At 66.9% G+C, this 18,215-nt stretch carries 18 protein-coding genes and 1 pseudogene; 14 read left to right on the top strand and 5 right to left on the bottom strand.

Annotated elements, in window-relative coordinates:
• Positions 1 to 7: 7 nt before the first annotated feature.
• The 6 genes from dmpG to AXA74_RS04465 all read left to right on the top strand — a co-directional run bounded on the left by dmpG (position 8) and on the right by AXA74_RS04465 (position 6,072).
• On the top strand, positions 8 to 1,045 hold the full coding sequence (dmpG, locus tag AXA74_RS04490) for a 4-hydroxy-2-oxovalerate aldolase (protein ID WP_032958866.1): 1,038 nt from the start codon (positions 8 to 10) through the stop codon (positions 1,043 to 1,045).
• A gap of 284 nt (positions 1,046 to 1,329) precedes the next feature.
• Positions 1,330 to 2,247, top strand: coding sequence for an N-acyl homoserine lactonase family protein (locus AXA74_RS04485; protein WP_080700905.1), 918 nt, complete (start codon positions 1,330 to 1,332; stop codon positions 2,245 to 2,247).
• A 38-nt stretch (positions 2,248 to 2,285) separates the two neighbouring features.
• Positions 2,286 to 3,149, top strand: coding sequence for an alpha/beta hydrolase (locus AXA74_RS04480; protein ID WP_032977878.1), 864 nt, complete (start codon positions 2,286 to 2,288; stop codon positions 3,147 to 3,149).
• A 35-nt stretch (positions 3,150 to 3,184) separates the two neighbouring features.
• Positions 3,185 to 4,168, top strand: coding sequence for an alpha/beta hydrolase (locus AXA74_RS04475; RefSeq protein ID WP_048939851.1), 984 nt, complete (start codon positions 3,185 to 3,187; stop codon positions 4,166 to 4,168).
• 222 nt (positions 4,169 to 4,390) lie between these two features.
• Positions 4,391 to 4,774 carry a DUF2231 domain-containing protein gene (locus tag AXA74_RS04470; RefSeq protein ID WP_080666521.1) on the top strand — a complete coding sequence of 128 codons (384 nt, stop codon included), beginning with the start codon at positions 4,391 to 4,393 and terminating at the stop codon, positions 4,772 to 4,774.
• The gene (locus AXA74_RS04465; protein ID WP_032977875.1) at positions 4,771 to 6,072 is read left to right on the top strand and encodes a PQQ-dependent sugar dehydrogenase; all 1,302 of its coding nucleotides are present in this window, start codon (positions 4,771 to 4,773) and stop codon (positions 6,070 to 6,072) included. The genes AXA74_RS04470 and AXA74_RS04465 overlap by 4 nt, the downstream gene beginning before the upstream one ends.
• Positions 6,073 to 6,078: 6 nt before the next feature.
• On the opposite strand, the gene AXA74_RS04460 is transcribed toward AXA74_RS04465, so the two are convergent.
• Together AXA74_RS04460 and AXA74_RS04455 are read right to left on the bottom strand one after the other, a co-directional pair.
• On the bottom strand, positions 6,079 to 6,807 hold the full coding sequence (locus AXA74_RS04460) for a hypothetical protein (protein WP_048939852.1): 729 nt from the start codon (positions 6,805 to 6,807) through the stop codon (positions 6,079 to 6,081).
• A 2-nt stretch (positions 6,808 to 6,809) separates the two neighbouring features.
• The gene (locus AXA74_RS04455; RefSeq protein ID WP_032977872.1) at positions 6,810 to 7,835 is read right to left on the bottom strand and encodes a TRAP transporter substrate-binding protein; all 1,026 of its coding nucleotides are present in this window, start codon (positions 7,833 to 7,835) and stop codon (positions 6,810 to 6,812) included.
• Positions 7,836 to 7,982: 147 nt separating this feature from the next.
• Between AXA74_RS04455 and AXA74_RS04450 the strand changes: the two genes are divergently transcribed.
• The 7 genes and pseudogenes from AXA74_RS04450 (at position 7,983) to AXA74_RS04420 (ending at position 15,108) form a co-directional block, all read left to right on the top strand.
• Positions 7,983 to 8,810 (top strand): IclR family transcriptional regulator, encoded by an 828-nt coding sequence (locus tag AXA74_RS04450; RefSeq protein WP_032977869.1) that lies wholly within the window; start codon positions 7,983 to 7,985, stop codon positions 8,808 to 8,810.
• A 38-nt stretch (positions 8,811 to 8,848) separates the two neighbouring features.
• Positions 8,849 to 9,229 (top strand): annotated as a pseudogene (locus tag AXA74_RS24610) (VOC family protein); the annotation flags it as partial.
• 428 nt (positions 9,230 to 9,657) lie between these two features.
• On the top strand, positions 9,658 to 10,161 hold the full coding sequence (locus tag AXA74_RS04440) for an RNA polymerase sigma factor (RefSeq protein WP_032977867.1): 504 nt from the start codon (positions 9,658 to 9,660) through the stop codon (positions 10,159 to 10,161).
• Positions 10,158 to 11,141: a FecR family protein gene (locus AXA74_RS04435; RefSeq protein ID WP_029578417.1), complete on the top strand. Its 984-nt coding sequence runs from the start codon at positions 10,158 to 10,160 to the stop codon at positions 11,139 to 11,141. The genes AXA74_RS04440 and AXA74_RS04435 overlap by 4 nt, the downstream gene beginning before the upstream one ends.
• A gap of 374 nt (positions 11,142 to 11,515) precedes the next feature.
• On the top strand, positions 11,516 to 13,726 hold the full coding sequence (locus AXA74_RS04430; protein ID WP_162230781.1) for a TonB-dependent siderophore receptor: 2,211 nt from the start codon (positions 11,516 to 11,518) through the stop codon (positions 13,724 to 13,726).
• A gap of 141 nt (positions 13,727 to 13,867) precedes the next feature.
• The gene (locus AXA74_RS04425; protein ID WP_029578419.1) at positions 13,868 to 14,347 is read left to right on the top strand and encodes a carboxymuconolactone decarboxylase family protein; all 480 of its coding nucleotides are present in this window, start codon (positions 13,868 to 13,870) and stop codon (positions 14,345 to 14,347) included.
• Positions 14,348 to 14,358: 11 nt separating this feature from the next.
• Positions 14,359 to 15,108 carry an SDR family oxidoreductase gene (locus AXA74_RS04420; protein ID WP_032977864.1) on the top strand — a complete coding sequence of 250 codons (750 nt, stop codon included), beginning with the start codon at positions 14,359 to 14,361 and terminating at the stop codon, positions 15,106 to 15,108.
• Positions 15,109 to 15,124: 16 nt separating this feature from the next.
• On the opposite strand, the gene AXA74_RS04415 is transcribed toward AXA74_RS04420, so the two are convergent.
• The 3 genes from AXA74_RS04415 to AXA74_RS04405 form a co-directional block, all read right to left on the bottom strand.
• Positions 15,125 to 16,147, bottom strand: a complete 1,023-nt coding sequence (locus AXA74_RS04415; RefSeq protein ID WP_032977861.1) for a LysR family transcriptional regulator — start codon at positions 16,145 to 16,147, stop codon at positions 15,125 to 15,127.
• Between the two features lie 91 nt (positions 16,148 to 16,238).
• Positions 16,239 to 16,673, bottom strand: coding sequence for a cupin domain-containing protein (locus AXA74_RS04410; RefSeq protein WP_032954806.1), 435 nt, complete (start codon positions 16,671 to 16,673; stop codon positions 16,239 to 16,241).
• A 111-nt stretch (positions 16,674 to 16,784) separates the two neighbouring features.
• Positions 16,785 to 17,663 carry an RNA polymerase sigma-70 factor gene (locus AXA74_RS04405; protein WP_029578423.1) on the bottom strand — a complete coding sequence of 293 codons (879 nt, stop codon included), beginning with the start codon at positions 17,661 to 17,663 and terminating at the stop codon, positions 16,785 to 16,787.
• A gap of 103 nt (positions 17,664 to 17,766) precedes the next feature.
• On the opposite strand from AXA74_RS04405, the gene AXA74_RS04400 reads away from it, so the two are divergent.
• Positions 17,767 to 18,195, top strand: a complete 429-nt coding sequence (locus AXA74_RS04400; RefSeq protein ID WP_032954807.1) for a bleomycin resistance protein — start codon at positions 17,767 to 17,769, stop codon at positions 18,193 to 18,195.
• Positions 18,196 to 18,215 lie beyond the last annotated feature (20 nt).

Below are 18,215 nucleotides of genomic sequence, written 5' to 3'. Positions count from 1 at the left end.
AAGGGAAATGAGCCAACAAGACATCGCGGCGCCCGCGGAGCTGTACATCTCCGATGTGACGCTGCGCGACGGCAGCCACGCCATACGCCACCAGTATTCCTTGTCCCAGGTAAGGCAGATCGCCCAGGCCTTGGACGAGGCGCGGGTCGATTCCATCGAAGTGGCGCACGGCGACGGCCTGCAGGGGTCGAGCTTCAACTATGGTTTCGGCGCGCATACCGACCTGGAGTGGATAGAGGCGGTGGCCGGCGTGGTCAAGCACGCCAAGATCGCCACCCTGCTGCTGCCGGGCATAGGCACCGTCCATGATCTGCGGGCAGCCTATGAGGCGGGCGCGCGCATCGTGCGCGTGGCGACGCACTGCACCGAGGCGGACGTCTCGCGCCAACACATCGAGCTGGCCCGCAAGCTGGGCATGGACACGGTCGGTTTCCTCATGATGAGCCATATGTCCGCGCCGCGCGAACTGGCCCGGCAGGCCAAGCTGATGGAGTCGTATGGCGCCACCTGCTGCTACGTGGTGGATTCGGGCGGGGCGATGAATATGGACGATGTGCGCGATCGTGTGCGGGCCTTGCGCGAGGCGCTTCGGCCCGAGACGGCCATCGGCATCCACGCCCACCATAACCTCAGCCTCGGGGTGGCCAATTCCATCGCCGCGGTGCAGGCCGGGGCCGTGCGGGTCGACGCCAGCCTGGCCGGCATGGGAGCCGGCGCGGGCAACGCGCCGCTGGAAGTCTTCATCGCCGCGGCCGAGCGCATGGGATGGCCGCATGGCACGGATCTCTACCGCCTGATGGACGCGGCCGATGACATCGTGCGGCCTCTGCAGGACAGGCCGGTGCGCGTGGACCGCGAAACGCTGGCGCTGGGCTATGCGGGCGTCTACAGCTCCTTCTTGCGGCATGCGGAGGCCGCCGCGCGCAAGTATGGCCTGAAGACCGTCGATATTCTCGTGGAGCTGGGCCGGCGCCGGATGGTGGGCGGCCAGGAGGACATGATCGTCGATGTCGCCCTGGACCTGAAGAACCGCCTGGCCGCCTGACCGGTGCGCGCCCGGCGGGCATCGAGCCCGCCGGGGCCCGCCCCGGGCCAATGCCACGATGTCGCTGCATGCGATCACGGCCACCCCGCAGCAATTCTCCGCCTTCATTGCCTCGGAGAACGAGAAGTGGGACCAGATCGTGCAGGTTTCGGGCGCCAGGGCGGAATAGCGGACCGGGGCAACGGCGCGGACCTGGCCTTTTTTCCGGGCGGTCCGGTGGCGGCGCCCGGGTCTTTTCTTGAGTGACGGCGATGGGCGCCGTGTGACTTCGCGGGGGTCGAACAATGCAAGATCAAGTGCTTTCCAGAAAGACTGACTGGTCGATATGGTCGGTGGCCTATTGCCAGGTGGACATGGCCCAGGATTTCTTCGGCGGCGCGGGCATTTATTCCAATGCCGGCAATAGCATCAGCCCGATGATCTACACCCTGCTGGTCGGCGGGGAGGTCGGCGGCAAGCGGCATGTGGCGCTGGTGGATTGCGGCTTCCAGAACAACCATTGGCTGACGCGCTATGCCTTTTCCAGCTGGGAGGAGCCCAAGGATGTGCTCGGCCGCCTGGGCTTCGCGCCGGAAGATGTGGAAACCATTCTGGTGACCCATATGCATTTCGACCATATGGGGAATTTCGAGGCCTTTCCGAACGCCAAGCTCTACATCCAGCTGGATGAGTACACGGGGTGGTCGGACGCGGTTTGCGCCGTGCACCAGCATGAGACCGCGCAGGAAAAGGAATGGGTGTTTTCGTCATTCGATCCGGTGGACCTCATGCGGGCGGCTCAGGGCGTCTCGGAAGGGCGGGTGAAGTTCGTGCGCGGCGACGAGGAGATCTTGCCGGGCGTGACGGCCAGGCTCGCGAAGGACAGCCATACCTTCGGTTCGCAGTGGTTCGAGGTCAGCACGGCCAATGGCCCCTTCATCGTGGCCGGAGACATCGCCTATTGGTATTCCAACATCGAGCATATGTGGCCGCCAGGCTACCACCAGGGCAATGCCTTCAACCAGATAAAAGTCTATCGGCAGATGCGGGAAGTGCTGAAGGGCAAGACGGACCGCGTCATACCGGGCCATGACGCGGAGCTGTGGAAGCGGCACGCGACCTGGACTGCGCCCAGCGGCAACCAGATCGCGGAGATCAATCTGCGGCAGGACGATACCTCAAGGCGTCCGGACGCCAACGGCAAGAAGCAGCACTTCATCTGAAGCCAATCCGATTATCGCCATCACGCCCAGGAGAGCCTATGCCCTATTTGTATCGCGGGTTCACGACGCAGGAAGAGATCGACGCGCAATACGACGTCGAGAGGTCCGTTCCGGATTTCCGGATCTACGCCCAACATTATGTGCAGGAAAGCGAGAACGCCAGGAAGCGCCTGCCGGCGCAGCTCGATGTCCCCTACGGACCGACGCTGGACGAAACCCTCGACATCTTTCCCGCGGCGCAAGCCGGGGCGCCGGTGTTTGTCTTTCTCCATGGAGGCGCCTGGCGCATTCTCAGCAGCAAGGAATTCTCCACCGTCGCGCAAGGCCTTGGCGCCCGGGGCTTTACCACCGTCGTTGTCAATTACTCGCTCTGCCCGAAGGTGGGCATCGACGAGATCACGCGCCAATCGCGCGCCGCCGTGGCCTGGGTGCTGCGCAATATCGCGCGCTTTGGCGGGGATCCCGGGCGCGTCGTCCTCGGCGGCCATTCGGCGGGCGGCCACCTGACGGCCATGTGCCTGCAGACGGATTGGGAAGGGGAGTACGGGTTGCCCAGGGATCCGCTGGCCGCGGCGGTGATGGTCAGCGGGGTGTTCGAGATCGCGCCATTCCGCTGGTCGGCGATCCAGCCCATGCTGCAGATCGACGACGGGGTCATCCGGAGAAACTCCCCGCAGCACAGCGTGCGCCCCTGCCAGACGCCGATTCTCGTGTCCTGGGGCAGCGAGGAACCCGCTGAATTCGCCCGGCAGTCGCAGGCCTTTGTCCAGGCCTGGGGCGAAGCCGGCAACCGGGCCCAGACCCTGTGCCAGGCGGGCCGGAATCATTTCGATGCCATCTATGGCTTCGAGCAAGCCGACCATCCGTTGACGGAATGGATCGCGAACAGCGTCAAACGCTGAATGTAAATTTCATGCATAACAGCAAGGGGATACACATGAAGAACAGCCTCACCGGGAGCGGGCCCGCCCGCCGCACCTTTCTGGCCGCCGGCGCCGCGCGGGCCGGCGCCGCCTTGGCCGGCCCGCTGCGGGCCAACCCGCCGGCCGTCAAGGGAAAAGCCGTCTGGAGGGATATGGACCAGGCGGCCTTGGACAAGGCGTATGACCAGGCCGCCTGGGCGCCCAATATCGAAACCCTCATCGCGCGCTGCGAAACCAATACCGAGGTGGCGCGCCGCCGCATCGGCGCGCCGCGCAAGATCGCCTACGGGCCGGGTGCCTATGAAACCCTGGAGCTGACCGCCGCCAAGCCGCAGGGCGCGCCGGTGCATATTTTCATCCATGGCGGCGCCTGGCGCGGTTCCTCGGCCGCCCAATGGGGCTTCATGGCGGAGAACTTCGTGGCCCACGGCATGCATTACGTGGCGCCCGATTTCATCAATGTCTTGCAGGCCGGCGGCAGCCTGGTGCCCATGGCCCAGCAGGTCAAGCAGTCCATCGCCTGGGTGTACCGCAACGCCAAGTCCTTTGGCGGAGATCCGCAGCGGATCTACCTGTCGGCGCATTCGTCCGGGGCCCATCTGGCCGGCGTGGCCCTGACCACCGATTGGGAGGCCGAGTTCGGCCTGCCCGGCAATATCGTCAAGGGCGCGGTCCTGGTCAGCGGGCTCTACGACCTCAAGCCGGTCAGGCTGTCCTCCCGCAGCAGCTATGTCGCCTTCGACGACGCGGTCGAGGAGGCGCTGAGCCCGCAGCGGCACCTGAAGCGGCTGCAGACGCCGCTGGTGCTGGTGCATGGCATGCTGGAGACGCCGGAGTTCATCCGGCAGACCCGGGATTTCGGCGCGGCGGTCGCGCGGGCCGGCCATGCGGTGGAGGTGATCAGCGGCCCCGAGTACAACCATATCGAAATCGTCGAAACCCTCGGCAACCCCTTCGGCCTGGCGGGGCAGGCCGCCTTGAAGCAAGCCCTGGGCTAGCCGGCCCGGCCGGCGCCAAGCGCGGCGGCCGGCCGACCTTTTTACGGCGCGGCGCCTCTCGATCGGAAAAAACGACGCCTGCCGCCGCCGCTTTGCCGGGCGACCGCCCGGGATCGCCGTGGGCACGGGGCTTGCAGCGCCGGGCATCCATGCCTGTCCATCCGAGAGGAGCCTACGGTGATCCCAACCCTAGAAAATCGGTACGCGCCCGCGGGGCGCCCGATGCACGCGGTATTCCTGGCGGGGATGTTCCCCTTGTTCCTGGGCGCTGCCCTGGGCGATGCGGCCTATGCCCAGTCTTTTGACATTCAATGGAATAATTTCGCTTCCTGGCTGCTGGTGGGCGCCCTGCTGTTCAGCGGTATTGCCCTGGTCCTGGCCCTCATCGATCTGTTGCGGCCCGCGCGGCGCGTAGCGGGGACGGTGGCCTATGTGCTGGCCTTGCTGGCGCTATGGGTCGTGGGCATTTTCAATGCGCTGGTACATGCCCGCGACGCCTGGGGCAGCATGCCGGCGGGCCTGGTCTTGTCGGTGCTTGCCGTCGTGCTCGCCTGCGCCGTGATATGGCTCGGCTTTCGCGCCCCGCCTGTCAGGAGCCCCGTATGAAACGCCCCGCCTGGCTCGCGGCGTTGCCGCTGTCTGTCTTGATTGGAATCGTTAGCGCCCAGGCTGGGCCCGGGCAAGTCGGACCTTCGCCCGAACTGCCCAAGCCCGAGCGGGGGATATTGCCCGATATGGTGATCGCCAAGCCCGCGGAATGGGGCGGCAAGGCGCCGACGGTGCCCGAGGGCTATACGGTGACCGCCATCGCGACCGGCCTGAAAATCCCGCGCCAGACCCTGGTATTGCCCAACGGTGACATCCTGGTCGCCGAAGGGCGGGGCGGCAATGCCCCCAAACTCAAGCCCAAAGACGTCATCGCCGGCATTATCAAGGCCCGCGGCACCAGCCCGGTCCAGGGTGGCAACCGCCTGACATTGCTGCGCGACGCCGGCGGCAATGGCAAGTACGAGGCATCGACCTTCGCGGAGAATCTCAACGCGCCTTACGGCCTCGCCTTGGTGGGCAACAGCCTCTATGTCGCCAACCAGGACGCCGTGGTCCGCTTCGACTACCGTCCAGGGCAAACCAAGGCCAGCGGGCCGCCCGAGACGGTGACGCCGCTGCCGTCGGAGATCAACCATCACTGGACCAAGGCCATGACCGCCAGCGCCGATGGCCAGTATCTGTATGTGGGCATAGGCTCCAATAGCAACATCACGGAACGCGGCATGACGGTGGAAGCCGACCGCGCCCGGATCTGGCGGATCAATGCCCGCAGCGGCGAGCATAAGGCCTACGCCACCGGGCTGCGCAACCCCACCGCGCTGGCCATCCAGCCGGAGACCGGCCAGTTATGGGCGGTCGTCAATGAGCGCGATGAGATCGGCCCGGATCTGGTGCCCGACTATCTGACCGCCGTGCGCGAAGGCGCTTTCTATGGCTGGCCCTACAGCTATTGGGGGCAACACGTGGACGAGCGCGTGCGCCCTCAGGATAGCGCCAAGGTCGCCGCGGCGATCAAGCCCGACTACAGCCTGGGCTCCCACGTCGCGGCGCTGGGCGTGGATTTTTCGAACCGCGCCATGGGCGAGCGCTTCGCCGACGGCGTGTTCGTCGGCGAGCACGGCAGCTGGAACCGGCCCGACCCCGTGGGCTACAAAGTGGTCTTCGTCCCATTCCGCGACGGCCGCCCGGCCGGCGCGCCCGTGGACTTCGTCACCGGGTTCCGCGATAGCGACGGCACGACGCGCGGCCGCCCGGTCGGCGTGACGGTCGATCCCAAGGGCGCGCTGATCGTGGCCGACGACCTGTCGAACACGATCTGGCGCATCACCCCGGCGCCCGCCTCGCGGGGGCGATAGCCGGCGTCATCCGCGCGAGGCGAGGCTGTCTCGCGCCTGGGGGGCGGGTTCGTCCCGGGCTTCGGGGGCGCTCAAGGTATGCGACAGGCAATAGAGCTCGGACCAGATGCTCGCCCGTTCACTGCAGGCCTGGAATTCCTGGGTATTGAGAATCTCGCCATCGCAGGCGGCCACGGCGTTGATGGCATAGCCGGTGACGATGTAGATCCAGTCGGCGGCGCCGTCGCGGCCGCCGCGGATCCGCTGTTCCGTGGTGGCCGACACCGGCGGGGTGTCCGTCATGAGCAGATGCGCGCCGGAGAGCCCGGGCAAAGCCGCCACGGTCCGCGCATGCGCCCGCAGGCAGGCGCGCAGATCATCCTGCGCGCCAGTGCGCGGAGAAAGGCGGATCGTCAGCGCGTAGCGCGCCAGGCCGCTGCCCGTGCTTTCCAGGACACGGCACTGGCTGCGGATCATGTTGCGGTGCTGCGGCATGAGCTTGGTGGACCAGGGCGTGGGATGGTTGAGGCGCTCCAGGTAGGCGGGGGAAGCCAAGGTGGGGTAGGCGTCCAGTTCGTAGAGCACGAAGAAGCCCGTGCCGCCGCGCGCGCTGGTCCAGCGCGAGCCGCGCAGAAAGCCGGGGATGCCCATGCGCTCGGGAAAGTGCTCATGGGTATGCCAGTCTTCGAACTCCGCCCGCCAGCCCGGCGAGATATCCCACCACATTGCGATGGCGGCCTTGCCGTGCATGGCCATGATCAGTTCCTGGCGCGCAGGGCAGCCAGTTCGGCGTTGACCTGTTGCATGACATCCGGGCCGATCTCGGCGGCGAATTTGTCCACGACCGGTTTGACGGCGGCGCGCAGGCGGTCGACTTCTTCGGGCGCCAGGGTGTTGACCTGCATGGCTTTGCGCAGTTCGTCGAGGGCGACGGCTTCCTTGGCCTGCGAGATGCGGCGCTGCTCGGTCTTGGCCTGGGCGGCCGCGTCGAGAATGATCTGGCGTTCCGTTTCACTCATGCCGTCCCAGGTCTTGCGGCTCATCAGGAAGGGCATGCCGGTGTAGATGTGGCGGGTCAGCGACAAGTATTTCTGCACTTCCGCGAACTTGGCCGACAGGATCACTCCGAGCGGATTGTCCTGCCCGTCTATGGCCCGGGATTCCAGCGCGCTATAGACCTCGCCGAAAGTCATGGGCAGGGGATTGGCGCCCAGCGCCTTGAACATGTCGATGTAGACGGGCGCGGCGATGACGCGGATCTTCAGGCCCTGCAGGTCCTGCACCTGTGCGATCGGGCGCTTGCTGTTGGTCATGTTGCGAAAGCCCAGGTCCCATATGCCCAGGCCGACCAGGCCATGCGCGGACAGGCTGGCGAGCAGGCGCTGGCCCGCGGGTCCGTCCGAGACGGCATAGGCTTCGCGCGCGTCATTGAACAGGAATGGCAGGTCATAGACCATGAACCGCTTGTCGATGCCCGCCAGCAGGCCCGTCGCCATCGACGTGAAGTCCAGTGTCCCGCCGCGCACGGCCGACAGGTTTTGCGGATCGCTGCCGAGCACCGCGTTGGCGAAGATGGCCACTTTGATCTTCCCGCCGCTTTTCTCGGCGACGAGGTCGGCGAACTTCTGCGCGCCCTGGCCCAGCGGATGATCCGCCGCGAGGCTGAAGGCGAACTTCAGGGTGCGCGTCTTGATTTCCTGGGCGGTGGCGGTGATGGCCAGGCAGGCCAGCATGGCCGCCGCCGCGGCCTGGGCGATGCGCAGAGGTGTTCTGTTGAGGTTCATCACAAGCACCTGTTATCGGTTGACATTGGCAAGGGCCGCTTGACATGGTGGCCGGTGCGAGCATAGGGCATAATTTTGAACGGCGTTCAAAATTCGATGGAATTCAAAATTTGAACGGTCTTCAGCAGCAAGCTTCGGGAGAGGGCGATGAGCGGCGCGATCGAGAAAACACTGGCACTGCTGGAATACCTGTCGGCGCATCCGGACGGCGCCAGCCTGGCCGATATCGCGGATGAGCTGCATCAGCTGCGCAGCGGGTGCCACCGGACGCTGCATGAGCTGATGAAATTCGGATATGTGCGGCAGACCGCGGTGCGAGGCGAGTATGCGTTGACGACCAAGCTGGCGTCCATGGGCCTGAGTTTCCTGAGCCGCTCCGGGGTGATAGACATCGCCCAGCCCGTCATCGACCGCTTCGCCATGGCCACGGGCGAACTGGTGCGCCTGGCCATCGTCGACGGCAAGCGCCTGACCCTGGTGGCCAAGGCCCAGGGCGCGAAATCCGGCCTGCTTTACGACCCGGACATGGGCATCGATCTTCGGCTGTCGTGCAGCGCGGCCGGCCATGCGTGGCTGATGACGCTGCCCGAAGACCAGGCCATTGCCTATGTCACCGAACAGGGCTTGGGCAAGCCGCGCGACTATGGCCCCAACGCGCCCACCTCCATCCGCGCCTTGCTGGCCAGCCTGGATACGCATCGACGGCGGGGCTATAGCATTCTCCAGGATGTCTATGCGGCCGGCATGAGCGCGATGGCCGCGCCCGTGCGCCGCCCGGGCCACCAGAGCACCGGTATCCTGGTGGTGGCGGGGCCTTCGCAACGGCTCACCCTCAAGGTCATGGAGAAGTCCGGGCCGGCGCTCTTGCGCGCGGCAAGCGAGCTGGCGCAGGCCGTGGATGCATCGCCGCTGTTGCGGTCGGCGCAGGTGGGCACGTGGGGCAATGGCCCGGAGGTCGCGCCGCGCGCAGCCTGATGCTAGGCTTGTCGCTTCAAGCGATCGGGAGGCGGCTGATGTTCTCGCATATCGTTGTCGGAGTATCCGATTTTGACCGGGCGCTGCGTTTCTACGAGCCGCTGTTTGCGGTGCTGGGCGTGTCGCGGCGTTTTTGCGAACCCGGCGTGCCGTGGGCCGGATGGCACAGCGGGGAGGGGGCGCGGCCCTTTTTTGTGATCGCCCGGCCTTTCGACGGCGCCGTCCATGTGGCCGGAAACGGCCAGATGACGGCCTTTCTTGCCGAGTCCCGCGAACAAGTGCGGCAGGCGCATGCCGCCGCGCTGCGGGCCGGGGGCGCCTGCGAGGGCGCCCCGGGCTTGCGGCCGCAATATCACGCGGACTATTACGGCGCATATTTCCGCGATCCCGACGGCAACAAGCTCTGCGTGGCGTGTCACCGCCGCCCGCCATGTCATGAGGGGGGCGCGTTATCGTGGTGGCAGCCTCTCCGGGCCCGTCCCAGCAGGAAGCCGATGCTTATGAAGATCTCCCGTTCCACCGCGCGGCGCGCCCTGCTTGCCATGGCGGCATGCGCCTCGATCGCCGGCTGCGGGGCGGACAATCCGCCCCGGCAGACCTCCATCGACTACCGCAGCCCGCCGCCCTCCGCCGGCCAGGCCAGGGACGGGGGCGATTTCTCGGGCCGCCGCCTGACCATCCAGTCCGGCGAGGGCGAGCGGCTGATCCTGCCCTGGTTCATCCAGGACACCCAGGATTGGATCAACCGGAACTGAAGCGGCGCGGCTGGATAGGGTAATCGGCATCCTTTACAAGAATTATTCTTATTTGCAATAATTGCCGGCTTCGTCCCTTCCTTTTGCTTCGCATGCGCCGGACCCGCCCCGCCGAACACGGTTGGCTCGCCTATTACCGCGAGCTCCTGGGCACATGGCAGCGCAAGGGGCATGCCGCCGGCGACGTCGAAGACACGGCCCATGACGCCATCGCCAACTTGCTCGAAGGCGATGTCTCGGCGATCCGCAATCCGCGCGCCTATCTGCATCGCAGCGTCTATCACGGCCTGGCGAACCAGTACCACAAGCGGTCGCGCGCGGCCGCCATCCCTTTGCAGGATCTGGACGAGGGGGAGCATCCCGCGCAGGACGGCCCGGAGGCCGGCGCGCGCACGGCGCAACTGTCGCGCGCATTGCGCCAGGCGCTCGATGAGCTGCCCGAACCCTGCGCCGCGGTCTTCGCCTGGCACCGGCTGGAAGGCTGGACGGTGCCGGAGATCGCCAGCCACATGGGACTCTCGGTCAGCAGCGTGGAAAAATACCTCACCCGCGCCATGCGCCATCTGCACAGCCGGCTGCACGCCTACTCGCCATGACATCCGTTCCCAAGCCCCCGAGGGATCCCCTGGACGCCGCCGCCTATTGGTTCGCGCGCGACCACGGCGGCCTGATGACGGCCGACGAGCGGCGCCAGTTCGAGGCCTGGCGGCGGGCCGATGCCGCGCATGAGCGCGCCTACCAGGAGATGCTGCAGGTCTGGGACCTGGCCCAGGCCGTGCCCGACCGCGAGCTGCGCGCGCTGCTCGCGCAACTGGCGCCGGCCCGCGCGCGGCCGCCCGGACGCCGGCGCTTCGCCTGGAGCCTGGCCGCCACGGCCTGCGCCCTGGCCGGCGCGGGTCTGGCCTGGCCGCTCTGGCGGCCATCGCAGCCGCTGTTCCAGCAAGGCTACGCCACCGCCCGCGGCGAACGCCGCAGGCTGGCCCTGCCGGACGATTCGGTGCTGACGCTGAATACCGCCACCCAGGCCGAGGTGCGCTATACCCGTGATGAGCGCCGCGTCGCATTGCGGGCCGGCGAGATGCTGTTCGATGTCGCGCCGGACCCGGCCCGGCCCTTCATCGTCGAGACCGAGCTGGGCCGGGTGCGCGTCACCGGCACCCGCTTCAACGTGCGCTACGAGCGCCAGCGCCTGGAGGTCGCGGTCGAATCCGGTTCCGTCGAGGTGGCCACCGGCGCATGGTGGCGCCGCGAGCGGGTGCGATTGGCCGCCGGCCAGGGCACCACGCTGGGCCGCGCGGGCCAGGCGCTGCGGGCCGAAGCCGTGGACGTGGCCGCGCTGACCGCCTGGCGCCAGGGCAAGGCTGTCTTCGACAACGTGCCGCTGGCGCAGGTCGTGGATGAGATCAACCGCTACCGCGAGCAGCCCATCCGCGTGGCCGCCGCGCTGCGCGGCATCCGCATCGCCGGCGTGTTCGACGTGGACGATACCCGGGGTTTTCTGGCCGCCCTGCCTGCCTTGATCCCGGTGCGCGTGGTGCCGCGGGCCGACGGCGGCAGCGAGCTCGTGGCCCGCTGACGGCGGGTCCGCCATGCGCGCTATACATTTGGTTGCAAATTCGGGTTGAGAATCATTACGGGGTTTGAGCCTCGATCCGCTCATAGCGGTAAGCGGGTTTTTTGTCCCGCATGAACCCGCCGGCCGGTCGCTTCCCAGGACCGCCGCCCCGATCGAGCGCCATTGTGATCCACTTCTTCGCCCCGCCCGGCCGCCTCGCGCGCCGCCCCTTGAACGCCGTCCTCGGCACGCTGGCCCTGGCCCTGGCCCTGGGCGCCGCGCCGCCGCCCGCCCGGGCCCAGGACGCCGCCGCCGTCCGCATCGACATCCCCGCCCAGTCCCTGGCGCAGGCCTTGCTGCAACTGGGCCGCCAAACCCGGCTGCAGATCTACTACCTGCCCGAAGCGCTGGGGGAGCGCCGCGCGCCGGCGGTCAGCGGGACGCTGACGCCGCAACAGGCGCTGGACCAAGTGCTGGCCGGCACCGGCCTGGTGGCGCGCATCGATGGCAATACCGCCGTGGTGCGGCCGGCCGGCGAAGAAACCGCCACGCTGCCGAGCGTCGCGGTTTATGGCGACACGCATGCCGACGCCATCGACGGATTGGTCGCGCGCCGCAGCCGCACCGGCACCAAGACCGACACGCCGCTCAACGAGATTCCGCAGACCATCAACGTGGTCACCGCGCAGCAGATCGAGATGACCGGCGCCACGGACATCAACCAGGCGCTGCATTACGTGCCGGGCTTCTCCAGCTATGGTTCGGACAATCGCTCCGACTGGTACTCGGCGCTGCGCGGCTTCACCCCGACCGCTTATGTCGACGGCCTGCCGGTGCCCAACACGCTCAACCTGGCCAGCTGGCGCGTCGATCCCTACCTGATCGACAGCATCACGGTGTTGCGCGGCCCGACCTCGGTGCTGTACGGCCAGGGCGACCCGGGCGCCATCGTCGATGTACAGAGCAAGCTTGCCAATGGCGAACATATCCGCGAAATCGAAGTCCAGGCGGGCAACTACGCCCGCAAGCAGCTGGGCTTCGACATCGGCGACAGCCTGGATGAGACGGGCGCACTGTCCTATCGTCTGCTGGGACTGGGCCGCGACGGCAATGCCCAGACCGGCCCGAACAAGGACCAGCGCCTGGCCCTGGCGCCGTCGCTGCGCTGGCAGCCAAGCGCCGCCACCAGCCTGACGCTGTCGGCCACGTACCTGGAGGACTGGGGCGACATCAATACCAACTTCCTGCCCGCCCAAGGCACGGTGCTGCCCAATCCCAACGGCCGGATCTCGCGCGATGTCTATACGGGCGAACCGGACTTCAATGACTATCACAAGAAGCAATGGTCGGTCGGCTATGCGCTCGAGCACCGGCTCGGCCCGGTCTGGACCCTGCGCCAGAACACCCGGCTGATGCACCTGGAACTGAACAACCGTTCGGTCTGGGGCGGCGGGCTGGACGACAGCGACCCGACCATGGCGTCGATCACGCGCTATGCCGGCCGCTTCCAATTCAATTACAGCCGCTTTGACATCGACAACCAGGCCGAGGCCAGATTCCGCACCGGCGCGCTGGACCACACGGTGCTGACCGGCCTGGAATACAGCCGCCAGTCCACCACCGACAGCGAATGGATGGCGCTGGCGCCGTCGCTCAATGTCTACAACCCGGTGTATACGCCGATCAACCGGTCGATCTTCTACGGCCCGAACGCCTTTCCGCGCACCGACACTTATAGCGTGATGAACACTGTCGGTCTGTATGCCCAGGATCAGATCAAGTGGGATCGCTGGGTGCTGACGCTGGGCGGGCGCAAGGACTGGGCCAAGACGCGCCAGACCGACCGCGAGGCCGACAGCCGCGCGTCGCAGCTGGACCAGGCCTTCACCGGCCGCGTCGGCCTGACTTATCTGGGGGACTACGGCCTGTCGCCCTATGTCAGCTATTCGACCTCCTTCAATCCGGTGTCCAACACCCGCCTGGCCGATGGCGACTGGGCCAAGCCGACCCAGGGCAGGCAGATCGAAGCCGGCCTGCGCTGGCAGCCCGAGGGCAAGCGCCTGACGCTTAACGCCGCGGTCTACCAGATCAGGCAGACCGACGTCGTCACCGACAATCCGGACGATCCTACCCACAGCAGCTATGTGCAGACCGGCGCGGTGCGCTCGCAGGGCATCGAGCTGAGCGCGGTGGGCCAGCTCACGCCGGAACTGTCTATCGTCGGCGCCTACGTATTCCAGAACGTCAAGATCACCCAGGCCAACGACGAGACGCAGGGCAAGTGGCCCGTGGACATCCCGCGTCCGCGCCAGATGGCCTCGCTGTGGGCCGACTGGACCTGGCGCGCCGGCGCGCTGGAGGGCTTCGGCGCCGGCGTGGGCGTGCGCTACCAGAGTTCGGCGGCGGGTGCGCCCGACAACTCGCTGAAGATCCCCAGCTACACCGTCTACGACGCCGGGCTGCACTACGAAATGCCCAACTGGCGATTCGCGCTGAACGCCGCCAACCTGTTCGACAAGCGCTACGTCAGCGGCTGCCAGTCGTACGGCGTGTGCATGTACGGCAATGGCCGCACAGTGGTGGCTTCGGTGAAGTACTACTGGTAGGCGCACGCCGTGCGGCGATTGTCGCCGCACGGGCAACATCATGATGCCTGCCTCGCGCCTTCTGCCCATGGCGCCGCGGACCTACGATTCAGACAGGCTTGCGCCATCTGCCGGCGCGCCATCCTTTCAAGAGGAATCATCATGAGCCAGCGTCTGAACGCCTTCGCGCAATCGCCCGAGCTTTTCAAGAAATTCGTCGAATTCGGCATGCTCCTGAAGTCCGGGGCCATCGAACAATCCATCCTGGACCTGGTCGAGATCCGGGCCTCGCAGATCAATGGCTGCGGCTTCTGCCTCGACATGCACATCAAGCAGGCCAAGCTGCATGGCGAGCGCGAGCTGCGCCTGCACCATGTCGCCATCTGGCGCGAGTCGGCCGAATTCTCGCCGCGCGAGCGGGCCTGCCTGGCCTGGACCGAGGCGCTGACCATCCTGGGCGCGCACGGCGTGCCCGACGAGGTCTACGAGCGCGTGCGCGGTCAGCTGTCGGAGAAGGAAATCTCCGACCTGAGCTTTGCGGTGATGGCGATCAATGGCTGGAACCGGCTCAATGTGGGCTTTCGCACCGTGCCCGGATCGGCCGACAAGGCGTATGGCCTGGACAAGGCCACGTTCAACTAAAAGGGGCCATCATGAAAGTCCTCGTCATCGGCGGCACGGGCCTGATCGGGTCCAAGCTCGTCAAACGGCTTATCGGGCGCGGCCACGAGGCGATGGCGGCCTCGCCGGCGACGGGCGTCAATACGCTTACCGGGGAAGGGCTGGACGCGGCGCTGGCCGGCGTCGATACCGTGGTCGACGTCGCCAATTCACCGTCCTTCGAGGACAGGGCCGTCCTGGACTTCTTCCGGGCGTCCGGGCGTAATCTTCTGGCGGCCGAGGCCCGGGCCGGGGTGCGCCACCATGTCGCGCTGTCGGTGGTTGGCACACAGCGGCTGGCCGAGAGCGGTTATTTCCGCGGCAAGATCGTGCAAGAGCAATTGATCAAGGCGGCAAGCATCCCCTATACGATCGTCCAGAGCACACAGTTCTTCGAGTTCCTGGGTGGGATCGTGCAGGCGGGCACGGTGGGCGGCGAAGTGCGTCTGTCGCCGGCTTGGGTGCAGCCCATCGCTTCGGACGATGTGGCCCAGGCCATGGCTGACGCGGCCCTGGGACCGGCCTTGAACGCGACGGTCGAGATCGCGGGTCCCGAACGGATGCGCCTGGCGGAGCTGGCGGAACGCTATCTGCGCCAAATCGGCGATACCCGTCCGGTCAGGGCAGACTGGAGCGCGCGCTACTTTGGCGCCCTGCTCGGCGAAGACACGCTGCTGCCGGGGCCGCGCCTGGGAACCATCGGCTTCGACACGTGGTTCAGCCGTTCCGGCGCACGGCATTAGCAGGCGGCGGGAGCTCTCATGCGCAGACTGAGGCCGCCGCCCCCATCCAGCCTGGACGAGTGCCGGGGCGGGGATTTTCAGCCTCGAGCGCCCGGATTTGCTCGGTCATGTAGTCAATGAACAGCCGCATGCGGGCCGGAAGATGCTGGCGGCCCATGAAGCACAGGTAGTGGCCGCGATCGTCGGGCGCATACTGCGGCAGGAAGGCGACCAGGCGGCCCGCCCGCAGGTGGTCGCGGACCTGATAGCCGGCCATCTGGGCGATGCCGTGCCCGTCGAGCACGGCTTGCAGCACCAAGTCGGCGTCGTTGAACGTGAGCATGGCCGGCGGCGTGAACTTGCGCAGATGGCCCCCGATCTTGAATTCCCATTCGTACACCCTCCCCGAGGCAAACATGAAATTCACGCCGTGGTGGCCGGCGAGCGCGTCCACGCTGGCTGGCACGCCGTGGCGCGCGGCGTAGCCGGGCGATGCGCACAGCATCATCTGCATGGGGATGATCTTCTTGGCGATCACCTGGCTGTCTTCCATGCGGCCGTTGCGAAACGAGAGGTCGACGCGGTCGGTGGTGAAATCGGTGGGGCCGTCATCGAGCCGCAACTCCACCGAGATGGCCGGATAGCTTGCGCGGAATCCGTGGATCAGCGGAGCCACGATCTTGCGGCCGAAGCCGACGGTCGAGCAGACGCGCAGCTGGCCCGTGGGCGGTCCGTCGCGCAGTTCGCGCATGTCGTCCAGGGCCCGGATGATGCGCTCGACGCCGGGCTGGCATTGGTCGAGAAAGCGCTGGCCCTCGACGGTGAGGGTGGTATGGCGGGTGGTGCGCACGAACAGCCGGGTGCCCAACTGGTCTTCCAGTTTTTGCACGGCGCGGCTGACGGCCGAGCGGCCTATGCCCAGCCTGTCGCCAGCCTTGGCGAAATTGCCTTCGGTGGCCACGGCGATAAAGGCGATGACGCCGGCGTAGCTGGTCGCGAAAGTGCCGGCCAAGGAATCCGGCTGGCGGGAAACCAGGAAATCGGGATGGGGTATCGACATGGCGATGGTGTCGGTATGAAGGGATCCTATCTCCTAAGACGGTTCAGCAGACGGGTTTGTGACATCGCCGGCAAAAAAAGTTGCCGGCTGCCTACTTGATGGGGGTCAGCGCGGGGGCGCCCTGCGTCTTGACCAGTACCGCCAGGAACCTGGCCGGCTGGGTCAGGCTGGCGTTGCGGCCCACCAGATGGATATCGCTGGGGCCCTCGTAGAAGGTCTGGCCGGGCGCCAGCGTGACCTCCCGCCCGCCTTCGACCTGCATGACGATGTTGCCTTCCAGGACATAGACGAAGGCGGAGGCGTCATGGCGATGGATGGGGTCGGCCGCGCCGGGAGGGTAGTCGACCAGGAGCATCAGCCCCTCCTTGCCGGGGATGTCGGCCAAGGCCTGGCTCATCAGCGCCGTGATGACCGGAGGCGCCGGGGGCACGGCGGATGGGGTATGGCCGGGGGGCGCCGCCCGCGCGCCCGTCAGCAGACTGGCGGCGATGGCGAGGGACGCTGCGAAGCGGGTGATCTTGGGCATGGCCTGTCCTTGGGGATGGAGTGACAGGTCCATGGTAGAGGCGTGCCGGGCAGGGAGGTAGGCCCGCGCCAGGGATCACCGTGTTGCCCGGCCGGCAACACAGGCGGGGCATCAGGCCCGGGCCAGCGTGGAGGCAATGCGCGCCAATTTGTCGGGATTGCGCTGCACCAGCACGCGCGTCAGGCGCTGCCCGTCCGTTTCGTAGGACTGCACGGACTCCAGTGTGCCTTCGATAAAACGCAGCAGCGTCCATTGCCCGTTGACCTGCAACACCTCGGTATGCAGCGCGTCGCGGTAGCGGCGCTTGCCGGCGTAGAACAGTTGCGCCAGGCGCTTGCCGCCCACCAGGCTGGCAAAACTGCTCACCTTGCCGCCGCCGTCGCCGATGAGCTCGGCGTCATCGCTCAGCAGGGCGTGCAAACCATGGAAATCGCCCTGCTGCATCGCTTCGGAGAACGCCAGCAGCAGGCGCCGCAGGGTTGCGCGAGGCACGGTCTCGCGGGGCGAGCCCTGGCGCAGTTGCAGTTTGGCGCGCCGCACCAGCTGCCGTGTGGCGGCTTCGGTCTTTTCGAGGGTGCGGGCGACGTCTTCATAGTCGGCATCGAACACTTCACGCATCAAAAAGGCCGCGCGCGCGTCCGGCGACAGCCGCTCCAGCATGAAGAGGAAGGCCACCGAGACATCATCGGCCCGTTCATGGATTTCTTCCGGCGTGGAGGGGGCGGCCATCAGGAGGGGCTCGGGCAGCCAGACGCCCACATAACGCTCGCGCTCGGCCCGGGCCGCGCGCAGGCGATCAATGGCCAGCCGCGTGGTGACGCTCACCAGCCAGGCTTCGGCATTGCCGATCTTCGGGCGGTCGGCCTCGTGCCAGCGTAGCCAGGCGTCCTGCACGACATCCTCGGCTTCGGCGACGGCGCCAAGCATGCGGTAGGCGATGCCAAAGAGACGGGGGCGGTGGAGGTCGAAGAGGGCAGCGGAGTCGGTCATGAGCCAGGCCAACGCCCAGGGATTGACGCAGGACATTGTGCCGCAGCGGGGCGGTGGCGACAAGGTTCTGGCATGATGTCGGCTGCCCAAGAGGAGGGGTTTCATGCAAACCTTGCAACGCGCCCGCATGGTGCCGGAATTGCTGGTCAGCGATCTGTCGCGCAGCCTGGCGTTCTGGATGGATCTGTGCGGCTTTGAAATCGCCTACCGCCGCGAGGCGGAGGGCTTTGTCTATCTGGACCTGGATGGCGCGCAATTCATGTTGGAAGAGGTGCGCGGGGGGGACAACTGGATCACCGCGGACCTGCAGGCGCCGCGCGGGCGGGGCATCAATTTCGAGATCAAGGTGGCTTCCATCGAACCCATGCTGGCGCGGCTGGCGCGGGCCGGCTGGCCCTTGTATCGCGAGCCGCAGGAGCGCTGGTACCGCAGCAATGCCGTCGAAGTCGGCGTGCGGCAGTTCCTGGTGCAGGACCCCGACGGCTATCTGCTGCGGTTCTCGGCCTGGATCGGCGACCGGCCGGCCATATAGGCCTGGCGCGGCCGCTGTCC

Source organism: Bordetella hinzii LMG 13501 (genome assembly GCF_001548475.1).
Taxonomy (GTDB): domain Bacteria; phylum Pseudomonadota; class Gammaproteobacteria; order Burkholderiales; family Burkholderiaceae_B; genus Bordetella; species Bordetella hinzii.
Note: the sequence above shows the minus strand (reverse complement) of the source record. Positions and strands in the feature narration are given on the sequence as shown.

Coding starts and splice junctions, on each gene's coding strand:
- dmpG (WP_032958866.1), top strand. CDS start 8: ATGAGCCAACAAGACATCGCGGCGCCCGCGGAGCTGTACATCTCCGAT.
- AXA74_RS04485 (WP_080700905.1), top strand. CDS start 1,330: ATGCAAGATCAAGTGCTTTCCAGAAAGACTGACTGGTCGATATGGTCG.
- AXA74_RS04480 (WP_032977878.1), top strand. CDS start 2,286: ATGCCCTATTTGTATCGCGGGTTCACGACGCAGGAAGAGATCGACGCG.
- AXA74_RS04475 (WP_048939851.1), top strand. CDS start 3,185: ATGAAGAACAGCCTCACCGGGAGCGGGCCCGCCCGCCGCACCTTTCTG.
- AXA74_RS04470 (WP_080666521.1), top strand. CDS start 4,391: ATGCACGCGGTATTCCTGGCGGGGATGTTCCCCTTGTTCCTGGGCGCT.
- AXA74_RS04465 (WP_032977875.1), top strand. CDS start 4,771: ATGAAACGCCCCGCCTGGCTCGCGGCGTTGCCGCTGTCTGTCTTGATT.
- AXA74_RS04460 (WP_048939852.1), bottom strand. CDS start 6,807: ATGGCCATGCACGGCAAGGCCGCCATCGCAATGTGGTGGGATATCTCG.
- AXA74_RS04455 (WP_032977872.1), bottom strand. CDS start 7,835: ATGAACCTCAACAGAACACCTCTGCGCATCGCCCAGGCCGCGGCGGCG.
- AXA74_RS04450 (WP_032977869.1), top strand. CDS start 7,983: ATGAGCGGCGCGATCGAGAAAACACTGGCACTGCTGGAATACCTGTCG.
- AXA74_RS04440 (WP_032977867.1), top strand. CDS start 9,658: ATGCGCCGGACCCGCCCCGCCGAACACGGTTGGCTCGCCTATTACCGC.
- AXA74_RS04435 (WP_029578417.1), top strand. CDS start 10,158: ATGACATCCGTTCCCAAGCCCCCGAGGGATCCCCTGGACGCCGCCGCC.
- AXA74_RS04425 (WP_029578419.1), top strand. CDS start 13,868: ATGAGCCAGCGTCTGAACGCCTTCGCGCAATCGCCCGAGCTTTTCAAG.
- AXA74_RS04420 (WP_032977864.1), top strand. CDS start 14,359: ATGAAAGTCCTCGTCATCGGCGGCACGGGCCTGATCGGGTCCAAGCTC.
- AXA74_RS04415 (WP_032977861.1), bottom strand. CDS start 16,147: ATGTCGATACCCCATCCCGATTTCCTGGTTTCCCGCCAGCCGGATTCC.
- AXA74_RS04410 (WP_032954806.1), bottom strand. CDS start 16,673: ATGCCCAAGATCACCCGCTTCGCAGCGTCCCTCGCCATCGCCGCCAGT.
- AXA74_RS04405 (WP_029578423.1), bottom strand. CDS start 17,663: ATGACCGACTCCGCTGCCCTCTTCGACCTCCACCGCCCCCGTCTCTTT.
- AXA74_RS04400 (WP_032954807.1), top strand. CDS start 17,767: ATGCAAACCTTGCAACGCGCCCGCATGGTGCCGGAATTGCTGGTCAGC.